General features: G+C 52.5%; 12 protein-coding genes and 2 pseudogenes. 8 read left to right on the forward strand and 6 right to left on the reverse strand.

Translation table 11 applies throughout. The annotated features are described in order from the left end of the window. Positions 1–57 precede the first annotated feature (57 nt). Positions 58–1,098: a hypothetical protein gene (locus AC0L7R_RS06870; protein WP_473659812.1), complete on the reverse strand. Its 1,041-nt coding sequence runs from the start codon at positions 1,096–1,098 to the stop codon at positions 58–60. Positions 1,099–1,543: 445 nt separating this feature from the next. Here AC0L7R_RS06870 and AC0L7R_RS06875 point away from each other — a divergent pair. Continuing rightward, positions 1,544–2,927: pseudogene (locus AC0L7R_RS06875) on the forward strand (IS3 family transposase). Positions 2,928–3,815: 888 nt separating this feature from the next. On the opposite strand, the gene AC0L7R_RS06880 reads toward AC0L7R_RS06875, so the two are convergent. From AC0L7R_RS06880 to AC0L7R_RS06890, 3 genes are all read right to left on the reverse strand, one after another. Next, on the reverse strand, positions 3,816–5,147 hold the full coding sequence (locus tag AC0L7R_RS06880) for a CAP domain-containing protein (RefSeq protein ID WP_473659814.1): 1,332 nt from the start codon (positions 5,145–5,147) through the stop codon (positions 3,816–3,818). A 150-nt stretch (positions 5,148–5,297) separates the two neighbouring features. Next, on the reverse strand, positions 5,298–5,993 hold the full coding sequence (locus AC0L7R_RS06885) for a helix-turn-helix domain-containing protein (protein WP_473659816.1): 696 nt from the start codon (positions 5,991–5,993) through the stop codon (positions 5,298–5,300). 136 nt (positions 5,994–6,129) lie between these two features. After that, positions 6,130–6,867, reverse strand: a complete 738-nt coding sequence (locus AC0L7R_RS06890; protein ID WP_473659818.1) for a response regulator transcription factor — start codon at positions 6,865–6,867, stop codon at positions 6,130–6,132. 273 nt (positions 6,868–7,140) lie between these two features. On the opposite strand from AC0L7R_RS06890, the gene AC0L7R_RS06895 reads away from it, so the two are divergent. Together AC0L7R_RS06895 and AC0L7R_RS06900 are read left to right on the forward strand one after the other, a co-directional pair. Beyond that, positions 7,141–9,312: an ATP-binding protein gene (locus tag AC0L7R_RS06895; RefSeq protein WP_473659820.1), complete on the forward strand. Its 2,172-nt coding sequence runs from the start codon at positions 7,141–7,143 to the stop codon at positions 9,310–9,312. After that, positions 9,309–9,701: a response regulator gene (locus AC0L7R_RS06900; protein ID WP_473659822.1), complete on the forward strand. Its 393-nt coding sequence runs from the start codon at positions 9,309–9,311 to the stop codon at positions 9,699–9,701. Before AC0L7R_RS06895 ends, AC0L7R_RS06900 begins: the two co-directional genes overlap by 4 nt. A 101-nt stretch (positions 9,702–9,802) precedes the next feature. On the opposite strand, the gene AC0L7R_RS06905 is transcribed toward AC0L7R_RS06900, so the two are convergent. Continuing rightward, on the reverse strand, positions 9,803–10,075 hold the full coding sequence (locus AC0L7R_RS06905; RefSeq protein WP_473659824.1) for a hypothetical protein: 273 nt from the start codon (positions 10,073–10,075) through the stop codon (positions 9,803–9,805). Positions 10,076–10,745: 670 nt separating this feature from the next. On the opposite strand from AC0L7R_RS06905, the pseudogene AC0L7R_RS06910 reads away from it, so the two are divergent. Next, positions 10,746–11,933, forward strand: a pseudogene (locus AC0L7R_RS06910) (IS3 family transposase). A 307-nt stretch (positions 11,934–12,240) separates the two neighbouring features. Here the strand turns inward: AC0L7R_RS06910 and AC0L7R_RS06915 are convergent. After that, positions 12,241–13,464: a polysaccharide biosynthesis/export family protein gene (locus AC0L7R_RS06915; protein WP_473659826.1), complete on the reverse strand. Its 1,224-nt coding sequence runs from the start codon at positions 13,462–13,464 to the stop codon at positions 12,241–12,243. Between the two features lie 192 nt (positions 13,465–13,656). Here AC0L7R_RS06915 and AC0L7R_RS06920 point away from each other — a divergent pair, with 192 nt between their 5' ends. The 4 genes from AC0L7R_RS06920 to AC0L7R_RS06935 are packed head-to-tail and all read left to right on the forward strand — an operon-like array spanning position 13,657 to position 17,775. After that, positions 13,657–14,874: an oligosaccharide flippase family protein gene (locus AC0L7R_RS06920; protein WP_473659828.1), complete on the forward strand. Its 1,218-nt coding sequence runs from the start codon at positions 13,657–13,659 to the stop codon at positions 14,872–14,874. A 2-nt stretch (positions 14,875–14,876) separates the two neighbouring features. Next, positions 14,877–15,800, forward strand: coding sequence for a glycosyltransferase (locus tag AC0L7R_RS06925; RefSeq protein ID WP_473659830.1), 924 nt, complete (start codon positions 14,877–14,879; stop codon positions 15,798–15,800). A gap of 14 nt (positions 15,801–15,814) precedes the next feature. Further along, positions 15,815–16,783, forward strand: a complete 969-nt coding sequence (locus tag AC0L7R_RS06930) for a glycosyltransferase (protein WP_473659832.1) — start codon at positions 15,815–15,817, stop codon at positions 16,781–16,783. Further along, the gene (locus AC0L7R_RS06935; protein WP_473659834.1) at positions 16,780–17,775 is read left to right on the forward strand and encodes a glycosyltransferase; all 996 of its coding nucleotides are present in this window, start codon (positions 16,780–16,782) and stop codon (positions 17,773–17,775) included. The genes AC0L7R_RS06930 and AC0L7R_RS06935 overlap by 4 nt, the downstream gene beginning before the upstream one ends.

Below are 17,775 nucleotides of genomic sequence, written 5' to 3' on the forward strand. Positions count from 1 at the left end.
TGGCTAACGGCAGGTATGAGCCCATAAGAACGGATGCTGCTGAAATACTAATGTCTGCTAATGCCCGACCGTCAACGCTGTCCAATACTCGGGGATGATTGCTATGGTTGCAGCCAACGATGGTTCCTCTGATCTGATTTGCTCGCGACTTACACCGAGAATCGCCTTTACCCCGTCCGCCACATCGAAAGAGAGCATGCAGCTTGCGCCTTGCCTGTGGGTTTCGGTTTTGTCGGGACTATAGAAGCACGTGACCCGCCCAGACCCAAGTGTTGTTGCAGCATAGCGTGCGGCCAGTTCAGGCTCGTCGCGATCAGACGGACCGGGCGTTGCATCTGTCCGCAATGAGAACTTCATCGCTGGCAGGTCGCGACACCAGATGCCACTTGCTTGATCGAGACGGATTTCAGCGCACCAATGATCGATTTTCTCTTGTGTTAGACAGTAGTCGCCGAGGCGGCACTCTATGTCCACTGATGAAACACTAATAATCCGAAAGCTGATCGGATCATGGCGTTCATTAAGCAGCGCCTCATCAGGTTTGGTCAAAATGCTTCCGGGATTGGTCAGGTTGGTGGAGCACCCAAGGTATCCAGGGCGGCAGTTATGGAATACATGCAGGCGCGGGCTGGCAGGAAATGCTACTTGATGTCCGGCCAATGTACCTTTGAAATCTGCACGTATGATCGCCTCGGCACGGGCATCGCGGTCTTCCGCGAGTTGGCGCTTGGCTATCTCACGCTGCGAAACTGGCAATAGCGTCAACGTCGCAACTATCCCGACGAGTGCGGTGCCCACAGCCCAACTGACCCAGGCCGCGCGCCCCTTCCCGATCAGTAGCACAGCCGAAGCTCCAGCTACGCCGAGAGCGGCACTGGTGGCCAAAAACGGAACCAGCATGACTGGCCCCAGTGCAAAGAAAGCAAAGTTCAGAGCTGAGCCGATGCCCTGTATGGGCGTGTTACCCGGCCCAAGCAGCAGCGCTAGAGGCACGCCACCCAGCACCATCCCCCAGATCAGAGCTCTTCGTGGCTTGCCAACAAAGCGTAGGGAGAGGGTGAAGCCAGTAATAAATCCCAAGAAAATGAACAGTAGCATAGCGTCCCTGTGGCTGTTGTGCTGATCCCTTAACCGGGTCAACCGAAAAATAAACGACCTTTTTCAAAGTTTGGCGGAGAACACGAAAGCGGCCATTGGAACAAATGCAGCGAAAGAGCGCTTTGTCCGCATTGTGTGAATCCGCCCATCACCTGATTTTGCGAACGCAGCGAATGTCGGCAAAGCGGGCTGCAATCGCAGCATCGCGATCGAGTGCTGGGAGTCCGCTAATGGGATGTACCCGCTGCTTCACCCAGCAGGTTAGGCTGAGCCTAGTTTCACCTGCATATAGGGGAAGTAGCATGGCGAAGACTGAATTTGACGAGCTCATGTCGATTGGTGTCGATATTGGCAAAGATTGTCTGACGCCAGCTCTTATGGGGCCAAATAGGGTGGTTTGCTAAGAGAGGGTTTGTTGCTCATCGTAACTACTGAGGAGTGGACGATGAGAAAGACAACGAAGACACTCGGCGAGAAGATCGTCAAAGACATCAAACGCGCCACGCGCAAGCATTATTCATCCGAAGAGAAGATCAGGATCGTGCTGGATGGCCTGCGCGGCGAGGACAGCATTGCTGAGCTGTGCCGTCGCGAAGGGATATCGCAGGGCATCTACTACAAGTGGTCGAAGGACTTCATGGAGGCCGGTAAGAAGCGGCTGGCTGGGGACACGGCGCGTGCGGCAAATACTGACGAGGTGAAGGAACTGCGTCGCGAGGCAAAGGACCTCAAAGAGGTGGTTGCGGAGCAAACGCTCGAACTCCGCTTGCTCAAAAAAAGCATGTTCGGGGATGGGGACGACCGCGAATGAGGTATGCAGCATCTGAGAAGTTAGAGATCATCCGGCTGGTCGAGGAAAGCCATCTGTCGGCACGTGTGACGCTGGCCAAGCTGGGTATCCCACGCACGACGTTCTACCGTTGGTACGGTCGGTACCTGCAGCGCGGTGAGGCCGGATTGCAGGATCAGTCCCCCAAGCCCAAGCACGTTTGGAACCGCGTGCCTGACGAGGTGAAGCGCAAGGTTGTCGACTTCGCCTTGCAGGAAACGGAGCTGTCACCGCGCGAGCTGGCAGTGACGTTCACGGATCAGGGACACTATTTTGTCTCAGAATCCACAGTGTACCGGGTGCTGAAGGCCCATGATCTGATCACCAGCCCTGCCTTCATCGTCATCAAGGCAGCCAGCGAGTTCAAAGACAAAACAACTGCGATCAACCAGCTTTGGCAAACAGACTTCACCTACATCAAGGTATTGGGCTGGGGCTGGTTCTACCTCAGCACGGTCCTCGACGATTACAGCCGCTACATCGTCTCCACTGCCCGGCAGGGTATTGCGCAGCAATGTCCCGAGAGCGATGGAAGCTTTGCACGAACATGCGGGCTGAAGACGTGACGGATACACTGGACCTCGCATTGCAGGCATCCGGCTGCGATCAGGTTCACGTCGTTCACAAGCCACGGCTACTGAGTGACAATGGCTCAAGTTATGTCTCAGGTGATCTGGCTGAATGGCTGCAGGACAAGGGCATGAAGCACTCGCGCGGTGCGCCGTATCATCCGCAAACCGAAGGCAAAATCGAACGCCGGCACCAAACCCTCAAGAACCGCATCTTGCTGGAAAACTACTTCTTGCCCGGCGATCTCGAACGCCAAATCGAAGCCTTCGTCGAACACTACAATCACCAGCGTTACCACGAGAGCATCAACAACGTCACACCCGCCGATGTCTACTTTGGCCGCGACAAAGCCATTCTAAAACAAAGGGAAAGGATCAAACGAAAGACGCTCGAAACGCGGCGCTTGCATCACCGCCAGCGTGCCGCATAATCAAACAAACCAGATGAGCCAAACTCTCTCTTAGATTAGGCCGCCATTGGTTCCAAAAACTCTGACGACGGACAGAGCCGAATGGATCATTCGACATCGTTTTGATTGATCGGACATTGCACATGCTGTCTCGGCAAGCACGCCGCTCGACGCTCAAGACGATGCTTGACCACGTAAGCAAGCAAGGATGCCTTTTGATCGCAGACGAAGTCTCCAACATTGAAGACTTCGAGATGGTTGTATCGGAACATCCTTTCCGCTGGAAAACGGAATTGTCTCAACGCGGGAACCTGTTCTTGCGCCGTGACTGATATATAGGTTTGGACTTTTTCCGTACCTGAACTGCAGTTGCAAACACGGCAATGCGTCGCAGAACAGGCTAGAGGTCTGCTCTGCGAATGAATTCTCATTACGCTACGACTACCCCAATGGCGGGTTTCTAAAAAGTTTACTTCTGCGGGTCGACGGCGAAAGGGACAAAGCGCCAAGTGGTTATAGATGAATGGCGCGACTACTATCGCAAAACTCACCATGTTCGCTCTTACTACAATCCTTGTTCACCTGGATCATAGTTCATTTAGCGCAGCGATAGAAAAAGGGTTTTACGCAGGTGCCGAGACCGGGAGACATACTATCGAATTGGCCGGCCTGTATGCCTGGAAACTTCGGCCCGCACTGGTCATTGATGGACATCGAAGGCAAAAGCTCTGGCCAAATTCTTGAACCCATAATGGTGGAGCAAGGCTGGATCGGTCGCGCTGATGCAATTGGTTTTGTCTTCCCATTTTTCTGGCCGAGAATAACTACAATGTCCAAGCGGTGGATAGACAGATAGCTTTTGTGATGAGTGAGAGGTTCGAGGGGCCACTAGGCCCCTCGATATGATCTTCAAAATAGAAAATCTTCGATACATGCAGCAGTCGTACAGCTTGCGAGCTCTTCGAGGCTCATCGCCATATCGCCAGACGTAATAGTTTCCATTTCGCCAGAAACACTTGCGGTGCCGGCGAGGCTGACAACGCCTGTCATTTCCAAAACTTGGACATCTGGACCGTCTTCCATGCTCGCCGTCGCTGAAAGAACGGCGCGGCTCATTGTTGATCCTGTCTGAACGCTGGGGTTCGAACCAAAATTGAACACAAAGCTATCTGACGCGCCGAATCCAGTATCATCGAAATCGTCTTGACCGATGTTGCCGGATGCAGGTGCTGACATTGTTCCGCCAGTTTTATTGTTTGTGACAGAAAGGCTGTCGAACCCAAATTCGAGCGATGCCATAATTTGCGCGATATCGAACGGCGATGTGGGAGACGTTTCCGGTTCCGACATCATAGCTGTTTCGAAAACTGGTGTTTCTTCGACCGGGGTTGGTGTAACTACGGTTCCCCCAGATACTGCGTTTTCGATGGCCATGTCGTCGACCGCCGCTGATCCTCCGCCAGAGAAATTGCCTTCACCTTCGACGTCAACGGACACACCGTCTTCTTCGCTTGCGACGGCATCAACCTCAACACGGCTTGTGGATGACGCATTGGTCAGGTTGAAATCGCTTGTCGTGTCGTCAGTGTCATTCGCCGCAAGAGAACTTGGGTTCATAAAGCCGCGTGCAGATAGGAAATCTTCAAGCGTGAGCCTGTTTTGCGCAGCCGTATCGGTGCTAGGCGTAGGTTCATCGACAACCGCAGCCGGCGCGTCTACAACTGTAAGCGCAGGTTCATCAGACGGTGCAGGCGCGACAGTCTCAGGTTCTGGGATGACGACGTCATTCGCAGCTGTCGTGCCAAAGTTTTGTGTGACAAAAACAGTGTCCAAGAGTTGGCCGTCATCTACGAATTCACCGGATTCGATACCAATACCGATCTCTTTGAACTCTGGGTTCAAAAGATTCGCGCGGTGTTCTGGACTGTTCATCAGGTTATTATGAAGACGCACAACTTCATCCGAGAAGCCGTCGTCGCCAGCTTCACTGACCCATGCGATATTTTCGCCTGTCAGCCATCTGCCTTCCAATTCGTAACCCGCATCTTCGATACGTTCGCGCGAGGTAGACCCACCTGCGCCGCCATGGCTAAAGACGTCGTTTTCGAGCATCCAAGCGCTATGATTTTCGCTTGATGCATTCAGCTCTGAGTTGATGGCGAGTGGATCTATCCCAACGGCCGCGCGTTCTGCGTTGATCAGTTTGAGCATTTGCAGCTCGTATACATTAGCTAGTGACATGGTGTGTTCCCTGAGTGGTTTTTGGACCCATCATGGCTTTCGGTTTAACCCTTCACCATGGCCCAACACCTTGTTAATATGGAGCAAGAGTTCATCAAAGTACGCTATTTCGCTAAGCGGAATAGCAGTACGACAAAGGCGAAAACCAGCTCAGTCTTTGGGGGTTCGAACCTGAATGTCTTGGAATGTTCTCAAATCCCCAAGATGCTCGCTTAGGTTGATTTGCTTCAATAGCTTGCTGCCAATTGCGCCTTCAACTTGACGACAGTCCCGGCTGGACAAACAAATGAAGAAAACGTCTGCTGATTTGGAAAAAATCGGAACCCACAAAAAGCGATGTTCTGACAACCGCACAAAGCTGCACCGCTTGAGCTTGTTTAAAAGTGCGTCGGCTTTTGTACGTTGAGCGTCGTCAAAACGATCGGTCCCGACAGAAACACGCGCATATTGCATCACCCGCAATAAGAAGTCGCAACAATCTGAGACCAGTGTTTGATCCCCCGTGCCATAGACACTGTCATCAACGAGTTCGGCTTTTGACGTCGTTCTCTGCTGAAAAATATGGGTCTGAAAAGTCCGGAAATCTATGCATGTCTTGAGAAATTGAGTCAGCTTTTCAATTTCCGGTTTTGGTTCGACTTTGGCGCATAATTTTGCTTCGACCTTGGACGTCAAAACGTACTCCCGACCGTTCAGGCGTAGCCGGACCCACCCGCCGTTTTGCAACGTCTTGAGGCCCCGAAAGGTGGCAGAGCGGCTAAAACCACTACGTTCGGTCAATGCATCAAGCGTTATTGGCCCATAGGCCGCAATGTTCTCTAACAGATCAAACAAACGCGATTGCATTGCTATGTCTCTCTTTGCGGAGGATGAGATTGTTTTGAACCAGGGAACCATTCTGAGACAGGTAGATGTTAGGTGAGGTTCATCAGTCGATGTCTCGACTGTCTTTTTGCGTGGTGAGACAAGACAGGTGTCATGTTTAAGATTGATGCGCAGGCCCGGAAGGCGGGCTGCGGAGCATGTAACCTACGCCTCGACTGGTTTCGAACAACTGGTCGACATCATGGTATGCGCCCATTTTACGCCGAAGTCGGCTGACCAACCCATCGATAGAGCGATCATTCCCAGCCCAATCGCCACCCCGGATCGCATGTATCAAATTATCACGCGTCAGCACGCGATCCTTGGCGCTTAGCAAGGCTACCCAAAGTTCGAACTCTAGTTTCGTTAACTGAACTTCAGCTTTGCATGGGGCGTACAGTTTCCGGGTGGCAAAGTCTGTCAGCCATCCACCAAAAAGTGTGCGTGATCCATCTGACATCGGGCCAGCATTTGTCGGTTCGGGACAGGCCAACCGCCGGATCAGGCTTTTGATGCGCGCTAAAAATTCTGTGCGTGCGATTGGCTTTTCGACGTAATCGTCAGCGCCAAGTTCTAACGCGACAACCTTATCCAGTTCTTCGACTTTACCTGACAAAACAACAACGCCGGCTCTGCCGCGCTCTCGTATTTTTCGGATGATGTCATGCCCATGCCCGTCAGGCAGCAAGAGATCGACGATATAGAGGCTGAAACTCCGAGATTTGGCGTTGCGATCATACTGATACCGCGTGCGTGCGCATTCGACACTGTAACCCTGCGCGACAAGCATTTCAGTGACCTCCTCAGAAAGCTCGATATCATCTTCAACAAGTAAGATATCAACTCTATTTTTCATTGAGCCCCCAGCTGCGTCTCAGACGTGAATGACGTATGAGATGTTGTGAGGGGATAGCATAGTGATAGTCCAGTCGATGATCGTTCATCGGCAATATCTTCACATAACCTTCATATAAAGGCGGCGGATTTCAGCTTTTTACACAGAATCTACACATTCTGCGGCTTGGCTATTTATCTTTATTTCGTAAGCGCGTTAGACCGGTCCACGCCCCTTGGCATAAGGACTGAAGACCTGATAAACCTCTGGCTCAAGATAAATTTGCATAAGTTGATGAAGACCCACGAATTGGCTACACGCGCTGTGCTTGGATTGGTATTTTGCGCCTTTGCATTTTGGGGTAACTACCAAAATTTCGGTGTTGTCGCGGGCACGTACCACTTTTTCGGATCCATTGGGGTTTGGGCGGCGTTGGCAACTTTAGGGCCAAGATGGGGATTGTTAACCGCCTTGATCGGTGCCGCACCCGCAGCAACAAGTCTAGGTTCCTGGCCGGTGGCACTGCTATTCTTCCTTGAGTTACTTTTTGTCGTGGTACTGACAAGCAGAGTAAGAATACTGGCCAGTCGCATAACTGCGTGTGTCTTAATCTACTGGATTGTTTTCGGCATCCCTGCGTCATTCCTAGTGACGACCATCTGGGGTGATGGGGAATGGATATTCGCGATATCAGTGTCGCTATACTTCGCTCTCAATGGTGTTTTGAACGCAATGATCGCCGCGTTGTTAGTTAACACACTCATCATAGTGCGCCCAAATTTCCCGGTTGCCGAACACTCAAAAAGGAATAACTCCTACACCAATATCCTTCAGGCGGGCATTGGCCTACTCATTTTGGTTCCCATAATGACGGTGGGTTTTCTTGTTTTCAGGCAAGAATTTTCTCTGATTGGGCAGGGGGCAGAAGATGATTGTGTTTGTATCAATTGCTTTTGCCATGGAGGCTTGGACATCTTCGCGGGGAGCAAGGGATCACACGTGTCTTTCTTGGATATGCTACTTTGGTACAAGGCAGTGCTGAGCGAAAGTACTTGGGCCGATGGTTCGACTTTAATTCAGCGCGATATGGTGATCTCGCAACACGAAAAAGTTACACGACTGCTCCATAATTGGCTGCGTTTCCTTGCGCTGGTTTTTTATCTTATGATGGTGATCGTTGTAGGCGGTCAGCTTATTTACTTCCTTTTTCGGAGGTGGATCGAAAGGTTTGCGTTGATTGCAGAAAACTCACTGCGCGAAGGTACATCAAGTAACACAGTGCTAAATGAAAATTTCTACGAAGATAGACAGATTTCGATTTGGTTAGGGCGCTTTGGCCAAGCCGTTCAAAATGCAGAACGTGGCGCGACCCGCGCGCAATACAATTTCGAAGCACTGATTACAAAGGCGTCTTCGCCGATCCTCGCCATCAACGATTACGACCAAGTTATAGAGTGGAACCCTGCTCTGTGCGCTTTAACTGGCTATAGTCGCCAAGAAACGTTGGGAAAGTCGCTGTCGGATATGGTTGAGAGCCAGTCTAGTAAGTTCGCGCAGAGTTTTGGCGGCGATCCAGCCGATCTAGTTTTAGATATCCGAGCAAAGAATGGGAAGCTCATGCATCTAGTTGCCAGTCAGTTACCAATCGTTTCAGAAGGGCAGAGTGATGAAGTAGAAAATGTGCAGCAGAACAAAAAATATTATATTGCCCGCAACGTGAGCGAGCTTCGAGATTCGCAAGCGAAACTCATTCAAGCGTCCCGTCTTGCCGCTTTGGGAGAAATGGCGAGTTCCTTTGCCCATGAATTGAATCAGCCGCTCAATATTATTTCTATGTCAGCGGGGAATTTTCTAGAACGAGCAGGAACAGCCGACCTGCCTTTAGAGTACGCGATCCAAAAAATGCAACGCGTCGAAAAACAGGCTTTGCGAGCTGGGAAGGTTATCCAAGGAATTCGTAAGTTTGTTCTCGAAATCGGCGACCAAGGCGAAACCCAATTTGATCCTATTGCCCGCACGCGATCTGCAATAGATCTGCTCCAAGAGCAGTTAAGGCTGGATAGCATTTCAATCGTTCTTGACTACGACCATGATGATCTGAGGCTTTCTGGCCGCCCAATTCTGTTTGAACAAACCATGCTGAACTTGATTACGAATTCCCGGCAGGCTATGCGTAACCAAAGCAATCTTGATCGTTTGTTGTGTATTCGTTTCGTTGTCGAGGCAGATTTATTGATCATTACTGTAGATGACACTGGGCCTGGCATTCCAACCCACCTCAAAGATCGTGTGTTCGACGCATTTTTCTCCACAAAAGTGCATGAAAACGGCACTGGCATCGGGTTGTATCTTAGTCGCACTGTTGTTGAGGCCATGGATGGAGAAATTCGTGCGCTTGATTGTGACGTTGGAACCTGCATAGAAATTCGGTTTCCAGTGACCAGGTCGCTTGGTTCTATACCATGACAGGGTATCTTGCGGGTAAATCTTTCTCAGCGCTGATCGTTGATGACGAAGAAGATTTTGGCGCAGAGCTTGTCGAAGCGGTTGAGCTGATGGGCGGACATACCACTTACTTTTCATGCCCATGTCGATGTCTGACTTACCTGTGCAAACAACGGCCATTTTTTGACGCAGTCATTGCGGATCTGGCGATGCCGAAGATGAACGGGATCGATTTCCTAGAGCTTGCAGTCAAATATATCGAAAACACACCCGAACTGTTCATCATAACAGGCCTGGCTGAATTCGAAGGTAAAGAACTGAAAGACTGCGAAAATCTGACATTACTGAATAAACCTCTTACCTTACGAGATTTAAGAGAAAAAATAGGGCGTTCATTGAGCAAAAGATGATCAATGAACGCCCCAGTCGGAGTAGTCTTGGCATTGGTTCATGATGAGTAGTTAGGATTTGTCTGCAAGGTCAGTTTTGGAATGCGTAGTTTCGTATAAAATTATGCCTCAAATGGTCGCGATATCCGATTTTGTGCTTTCATTCGAAGACTTTCAAATCTGCTACCCCATTTTGCGTCGGCTTCGACAGCAAGTTGGACGGCCGCAATGAGCGCCTGAATCGTTTGGGGTTCTGAGGTAACGCAGTCGGCATAAATCGTCGGATGTTTCCAAGTATTCTCTGACCGCGCGGTGTCGCCTATCATCAAGATAGGAATACGAATATCCAGCATACGCAGGAGACGGACATAACTTTCAAGACGTTGATCTGTCATTGTACAGTCCATACGAATGACAACCAGTCCAAAGTCGCTAGGGTCAGTTGAAATGTCCTGAAACGCGCTCCCTAAGCTGGATGTATAGGCAACCTCAAAACGTAGACGCACTAGGTTCGCTAGGACGGTGTTAAACGATGCTTTGTCGCATGCGACACACATAACGTTCATTACCTTTAGACCATAAAATTCTGAAGTTTGCGGGGTCCCTAAACGGTCCTGCGGGGGCTGTATTAGGCGTATGGTACGGTCAAGCTTATTGATTTCCATAATAGGTCCACATCATAGTCGTTCAATCGATGAGGGTTTTCTATTTGCGCAATTTTGAATGTGTATGTAGCTCGTGTGTAATTATCGTGTAAGCTCGTGCGATCTACACATCAGCTTAGTGCCCGTCGTCAGACAATATTGGCAACCAATGCTTAGAATACAGAAACTGGCTGAGCAGACATGTTGGCAACTGATCCATCGTACCTTGGCCGGTACGTAGTTGAGAGCAGTTTTAAGTCTTCCAATTTCTTAGATGCCCGCGACAGCCATAAGGCCCTTGCGGGTTTTTGCATTTTATCCCCCCACAATCGCGTTCGAGCTCAAAGATTGAAGGAAATGGACCTGTCACGGTTTGATGCTGCTCCTTTGCTAGCATTTATTGCCCCAAAGGAGACTAATTATGGGACTAAAACGTACGGACGAATTTCTCCAAGATGCGGTGCGGATTGCATTGACCAGTGGGCTAACGCGTAAGCAGGTGGCTGCTGATCTTGGCGTGGGCATGTCGACGTTGAACAAATGGATTACCGCGCACCGAGACACAGGCGTTGTTTCCAAAGAGGATTTGAGCCTGGCTCAAGAGAATGACCGGCTTCGACGCGAGAACCGGCTTCTCAAGGAGGAGATGGAGATCGTAAAAAAGGCCACCCAGTTCTTTGCGGGTCTAAAGCAATGAGATTTAGGTTTGTTGACGAACACAGGGGCAGCTTCTCCGCCAATCGGCTGCGTGATGTTGTTGGTGTCAGCACACGCGGGCTACGCGCATCCCGCAGCCGGCCAGCCAGTCGCAGACAGCGATCTGGACCTAGTCACCCTGGCGCATATCAAAGAACAATTGCAGCTTAGTTTAGGAAGCTATGGCCGTCCAAGCATGACCGAAGAATTGAAGGAGATCGGTTTGAACCTGGGCCACCGTCGTGTTGGTAGGTTGATGCGCCAGAACGGCATATCTGTTGCTAGAACACGCTAACACAAGCTCACGATAGACAGTGACCGCTAGTTCAATATCGCGCCAAACCTGTTGGATCGCGACTTCAACGCTGATGCCCCAAACCAAAAGTGGGCTGGTGACACCAGTTACATCTGGACGCGTGAGGGATGGCTGTATCTGGCTGTTATCCTCGACCTGCATTCAAGACGCGTTATTGGTTAGGCCGTCAGTAACCTCATGAAGCGCGATCTGGCAATTAGGGCGTTGAAGATGGCAATCGCATTCCGCTCACCGCCGAAAGACTGCATCCACCATACGGATCGCGGCAGCCAATATTGTTCTCATGATTATCAGAAGATCCTGCGCCAGCATCGCTTCAAGGTGTCCATGAGCGGCAAGGGCAATTGTTACGACAATGCTGCCGTCGAAACGTTCTTCAAAACCATAAAGGCCGGATTGATCTGGCAGCATTCTTGGGCAACACGGCGGAAGGCTGAGATGGCGATCTTCTAATACGTCAACGACTTCTACAATCCGCGTCGCCGCCACTCAGCGCTGGGCTGGAAAGGCCCCGTCGCATTCGAACGGAAAGTGGTTAAACGAGCACTTGGGGCGGCACTAAAGCGCGACAGGTCCGATTCATTCTTTCCTCAGTAATGGCGCACAAAAATTGATGGGGTATTTTTTGTGGTATCTTTTTTGATTCCCCAGTTTATATTAAACTAAAGCAGTAGTTTATATAGATTGTGAGGCGGACTGAGCCTCCGCCACAATCACTTTTGATGTGAATGGACAGAGCCGCACTGAGCGGCTTTTTTCGTTTTGTCATGAGTGACGGGGGCATTGCGCAAGGCCTTTACCGTAACCGCGTTTGTCGATGATGCGTCGAGCTGAGCCCTGCAAAGTCCATTATACCGATGCCTGAAATCCGGGAAACGGATCGCCAGTTCCCGATCCGCCGCTTTTAGTTGATGACGTAAACAGCCGCTGAAACGACGCCGAATGCGGCCGCAAGGTTGCGGAAGCTGACGGTCGCGCTGTCGTAGCAGGAAATCGAATCTTCCGGCATGATGTAGGGATTGAATTCGTCTCGTTCCGCATCGCGCAGCAGGTCCTCGATGGACCGATCGATGACTACAGATTCGCCGGTGATCGGATTGCGGGAAAACAGAACAGCGCGCCGGTTGGCATTGGTCAGTTTGGATCCACCAACGCAGTTCAGGCCAAAGACGGCCTGCAAGAACCGCGTCCCGTACCGCATATCCCGCGCATCTGGGACCGCTGCGGGGTTATTGGCAAGCGCTGTTTCGGCAAGGTTCGACAAAAAGACTTTGACGCCGGGTGGGGTGACAGAACTTGGAACGACCAGTTCATCTTGGAAACACTGACGAGACGGCACTTCGACGCGGTCACCGGCAATCAGAATTGGATCTGGAAAGGCGCCGCCGCGCGGGGCTTCTCGGATATCGTAGACGGTGCGATCCCCGCCGCGAATGACAACAACTTTGGAAAGGTCGGCATCCGGACGGATACCACCCGCGTTGCGAAGCGCCGTCGACAGGCGACGTGACGCGGTAGCGGCACCCAGCGCCTGCTGGCGTTCAACGTCGCGCGTTTGGGCATTAGCCCCGCCGACAATCACCTGACGTGGTTCAAAAACGGCACCAGCCACAAAAACAGTGGCTGCAGCATAATCCTTTAGGATCACCGAAACACGTGGTTCGATGGTGTAAAGTTCGTCAGCGATCAATGCGTTGGCAATGGCTGTTTCAACGGAACGCGGACTGCGCCCGGCTGCAGGAACAGAGCGCAAGAAGGGGATACGCACATTCCCATCTTCATTGATCACATATGTGTCCGAAAGCGTTTCGTCTTCTTCAATGAAAACCTGCAAGAGATCGCCAACAGAAAGCACCTCAGGACTGCCACCTGTTATGGACCCGATGCCTGCCGTTCCTTTTCCATCATAACTGTCGTTATCGGAAACCACCGCGCCGTCCGTACATTTAAGCATATCGAGATACGACGACCTTGTGACCTCGGCACCACCTGTGTCGGGGCCGCGATAGCGGGCTTGATAGGCTTGGCCAGCGTCAACGTCTTCGCGGTTGCCTGGAACCGTGTGCGATGCACAGGCCGCCAATAGGCACGACATCGCGACAATCATAATCAATCTGGTCGTCTGCATGTATTCCGCTCGCACGCTTTTTTCTTACCCTAACGTAGGGACATCAAAACTGCGAGGGAACTCAGCATACTTGGGTCTGAACTATCCTTTTGTATAGGAAACGGTGCGGAATCGCCACAAGACCAACCTTACAGACATGCGATTGAATCGAATGCTTATGATAAATCTGGCTGTATTAACCACGAGGATATTATGCCAGACAATCGCCACTTTTTGACGTCGCTCCTGACCAATGGTGCATCCGAGATCATCCAAAAGATTTCGCGCATCGCGGTTGTGATTGTCGTGGCGCGTGTCATGGAGGCAGAGGCCATCGGCCTTGCCGCAGCTGCGATTGCCGCAGGCGACATCCTGAAATCACTCACGGAAACCGGGGTTGTGCAGCGGATCATCGCCGCACCTGACAAAGCGCTGCCCGCGGTTGTAACCACAGCACGTCGCTTGTTTCGTTTATGGTGCATTGGGCTGTTTGCTGTCCAATGCCTGTTTGCAGCTGGGATTTGGATGTGGTCAGGCGGAACCCTGATCCCACTTATGATCGCTCTTTTGGCATTGGAATACCTCGTGATGCCAGCCGGAATTGTACATTGCGCGCTGGCCATGCGAGCGGGGAAACTGACAGGCACTGCGGGTGTCGCGGGGGGGCAGGTTGTCTTAGCGAACATCCTGACTGCCGGACTTGCAATGGTGTTTCCTTCCCCGCTTGCATTGATTTTACCGCGTGTTCTGACGGCGCCGGTCTGGCTGATCGGGATGCGCCGTCTGCACCCTGACGTGCCAGCACCGGTAACGGACGCGGCACCCGTCAGTCACTTCGTCGGATTTGGCGCCTGCCTTTTAGGGAGCGAAGTGATCAAAACCCTGCGTTTGCAGGGGGACAAACTGGTGATCGGCGCAACGCTGGGGGCCGAAGCCCTTGGTATCTACTTTTTCGCGTTCAACGCAGGTCTAGGCCTTGCGACGTCAATCTCGAAAGCCTTTTCGCGCGTGGTGTTTCCCACAATCGCCGCCGCTACAAACCGCGCTCGCGCGACAGGCGAAGCGGTTTGGCTGGGACTTTTGTTCACAACCCCAATTGTCATCCTGCAAGCCTTGGCGACACCCTATTATGTGCCGTTCTTGCTGGGGGAAGACTGGGCCTACATTTCACCAATCGTATCGATCCTTTGTCTGGCTGCGATCCCGACGATGGTTTGGTCCGGGACCGCGCAATGGCTGCGGGCCGAAGATCGGGCGCTGACCGAACTGGCCGTCACAACCGGCCTGACGGTTTCGCTTTTGACCGCGACATATTTCCTCTCTCCACTGGGCCTTGAAGCTATTGCCTGGGGGTATCTTGCCATTTCTTGTCTGGTTCAGCTCGTCGCAAGCGTTCCATTGTTTCTATCAATTCGTCGAATGGAGGCCTAATTATGCCGCGTTTCTCTGTTGTTATCGCCTGTTACAATGCGACCGAAACGCTAACGGAAACGCTTGCGTCTTTGCAAAGCCAAGACGAACAGGATTGGGAAGCGATCTGCGTTGATGACGGATCGACCGACGCAACCCTCGACATGTTGCACGCCGCTGCTACGTCTGATCCACGTATTCACGTGATCAGCAAGCCAAACGAAGGCCCAAGCATTGCACGCAACGTGGGCGCAGCGTCTGCAAAGGCGGACTGGATCGCGTTTCTTGATTCAGACGATATTTGGGTGCCGCAAAAACTGTCACACATTGCGCAGGTTGCAGCGACTTCACCTGAGGCGGACGGCATTTACGGGCGCATCGCATTTTTTGAAGACAGCAGCGCTGCGGATACGACTACATCAACGGTTAAAGCGGGCCAGACATCCCTTGAAGACCTTTTGGGTGAAAATCCGGTGTGCACATTGTCGAACTTGTGTGTGCGCCGTGCGGCATTTCTTGAACTGAACGGGTTTCGTGAAGACATGCGCTACAGCGAGGATCTTGAATTCTTGGTGCGGTTCGTGGCGTCAGGCAAAACGCTGGTTGCGACGCCTTCCGTTTTGGTGCGGTACCGTGCCAGCAATAATGGCCTGTCGGCCAATCTGATGCAGATGCACGAAGGTTGGCGCGAGGCAGTTGCGAGCGCGGGGCATGAGATTGCCGATGCACAACGTGATCGCGCCGAAGCCCTGCACCTGCGTTACTTGGCGCGTCGCGCATTGCGTCTGAACATCCCGCCCAAGTCGGCGTTTCAGTTGGCTTTTGCTGGTTTCAAACTGTCTCCACGCGCATTTCTGGGTGACGGTCATCGTGGTCCCGCGACGTTTGTGTCTTGTCTGTTTGCCCCACTTATTCCGGCGCCGCTGCGTCGTTCATTCTTTGCGTAAAAGGTTGTTTTGTTATGCCCCATGTCAGTATCGTTGTACCCGCGTTCAACACGCTAAAAACACTTCCTGAAACAGTCTCTTCGCTGCTAGCGCAGACCTACACAGATTTCGAAATCATCGTTGTTGATGATGGGTCCACGGATGGCACTGCCGCGTGGGTCGAAGCCCAGCCTGATCCGCGGGTCCGTCTGTTTCGCCAAGTCAATCGCGGTCTCGCTGGTGCGCGCAACGGCGGTATCATTGCGGCAGAAGGTGAATTGATCGGCTTTTGCGATGGTGACGACCTGTGGGAACCTGAAAAGCTTGCAAAGCACGTGGCCTATTTGGCGGATCATCCCGAAATGGGTGTTAGCTATTCAGCGTCTTTGCTCGTTGATGAAGCAAACCGCAGCCTTGGGATCATCCAAGCGCCGCGCACAGCTGACGTCGCCGCACATCATATCCTGCTGCGCAATCCGGTCGGAAACGGGTCCGCACCGGTCATTCGCGCCGCGACATTGCACGACATCGGATACCAGCCCAAGGGCGACGCGCGCATGTGGTACTTCGACGAGAACCTGCGCCAGTCTGAAGACATCGAATGTTGGATACGTATCGCGTTGACCACCGCTTGGGGATTTGGCGGACTGTCGGAACCGCTGACACGATACCGCATTGTGTCGGGCGGGTTGTCCGCCAATCTGGACAAGCAATTTGCGACGTGGACCAAGATGGCTGATAAAGTACGCATGATCGCGCCCGAATTTGCCCAAAAATGGTTGCCAGCAGCAGAGGCTTATCAGCGCCGGTATCTGGCCCGCCGCGCGGTCAGCCTTGGCGACGGAAAAGCCGCCTTGCGCCTGCAAATGCAGGGATATGCGAAATCATTGCATCCGTTATTCTTTGAACCACGCAAAACCATCAGCACTTTGGCGGCAAGCGTTGTCATGGTGCTGGGTGGCAAGCGGCTGATTGATCGGGCATTGCGCAAGGCTGCATCATGATCCGGTTCTGCCATCTGATCGACGACACCAGCCCGGGCGGCGTCATGCGCATGCTGGACTTTATCAAAGGGTCCGCGCAGATGACCGCCCTTGGAACGCACGACATTCTGACAACGCCCGCCGGACCGACCGTACCACCCAAAACGGATGCGGACGTAATTGTGTCGCATATCGTTTTGTCGTGGAGGAATCTGCCGTTTTTCGTAGCGCTGCGCGCCCGCAATCCCAAGGCCACGCTCGTTCACGTTGAACACCACTACAGTGCCGCCTTCGCGCACGCCGAGGTGAACCATCCAAAACGGTTCAGTGCGATGTTACGCCTTTCCATGGCTGTGTTTGATCGCGTCATTACGATCAGTGAGGCACAACAGGATTGGCTCATTCGCGGCATTGGCATCGCGCCCAAGGCGCTAACCCTGATCCCGTCCTGTGTCGCGCTGGACGACTTTCTGGCCATCACACCGACAGCTGGCCCGATCACACGGATCGGCGCTATCGGTCGGTTGCATGGGCAAAAGGGGTTTGATCTGTTGATCCCTGCTTTCAAGACAGCGGCTTTGCAGGGTGTCCAGCTGGATGTCTTTGGCGATGGCCCTGATCGGGAACAGCTGCATCAGTTGGCTGACGGCGACCCGAACATCGTGTTTCATGGCCATGTCGCGGACCCTGTTGCGGCGCTAAGCATCGTCGATGCGGTGGCGATGCCGTCGCGGCGTGAACCTTACGGTTTGGTGGCCTTGGAAACGATGGCCGCCGGACGCCCGTTATTGGTATCAACTGCAGACGGTCTACGCGATCATGCGGCGTCTGGTGCTGTTGCGGTGAACACGTTTTCGGTCGCGGCTTGGGCCGACGCGCTGCGTAAGCTCTGCGATACGCCGGGTCACGCGCGTGCGCAGGCAGCAAGAGACCGTGTGGCGCAAGCCGAGATGCGTTTTGCCGAAGGGTGGGGCGCATTGCTGACCGATTCAGGTCACGCCCCAGCCTGTTAG

This window comes from Yoonia sp. D2-7, from assembly GCF_055809435.1.